Genomic DNA, 897 nt, shown 5'->3' with positions numbered 1-897 from the left:
CCATGGAGCGACGTGCGTGACCGTGAAATGCAGTTCATGCCAGGTGACGAAGCCAAGCTGATGAGCGATATCTGGCGCTCTTATTCCGAATTACCACTGGCAACTTTGCCAAAAGGTCTGTGCCATTTAGATATGTTTGCCGACAATACCTTATGGAATCTACAAAAAGGCGAAGCGCGTTTGACGGGCCTGTTGGACTTTACCGAAGTCAGCGTCGAGCATTACGTGATGGATATTGCGATCACTATCAATGATTTTTGTACCACGTGGGGCGTTGCAGAACAAGGCGAATCTGTGAACTTTGACCGCAGTAAAATGGCGGCGTTCTTACAAGGTTATGAATCGATCCGCCCGCTAAACAGTGATGAAAACCGTGCACTACCTGTTATGCTGGCAAAAGCGGCGGTGATTTTTTGGTTATTGCGCCTCAATGTGATTCACTACAATCGTACCGAAGGCCGTACGGGTGATAATATCATGGTCAAAAACCCTGACTTGATGAAACGTCTGGCCGCTTACCATTGGGCGCATGTTGAAAAATCGCAAAATACCGTATTTGTACTATTAAACAAACCAGACAATCAAATAGTCGGTGTGTTTAGCAGTATCACCCAAGCTGAGCAAGCGCAGGAAACATTAAATAGTAGTGAGTTTGCAATCAAAGAATATGCGCTAGATCAATTATCGTAAGCGTTGCTTATTCATTTATTCTAGTACCAATGCTAGTACTAATTTTAGTACCGAAACCTTAGAGGCGACCCCATGACCGATCAAGTTGATAACTGGCACAAACTGGCGCGCTTTGATACCAATATGCAAGGTGAGCTGCACGCCAACCTACTACGTAATAACGGCATCACCGTGTCCTTGCAGCCGCTCAGCGCTATTCCAGGTATG

At 45.8% G+C, this 897-nt stretch carries 1 protein-coding gene; it reads left to right on the top strand.

What is annotated here, in order from left to right; all coding sequences use genetic code 11:
- Positions 1-690: phosphotransferase (locus tag ACS8FC_RS15735; RefSeq protein WP_439297460.1), on the top strand; the 690-nt coding region annotated here is incomplete at its 5' end.
- Positions 691-897 lie beyond the last annotated feature (207 nt).

This window comes from Psychrobacter sp. 1Y4 (assembly GCF_051847555.1).
This window is presented reverse-complemented; position numbering and strand designations above follow the sequence as displayed.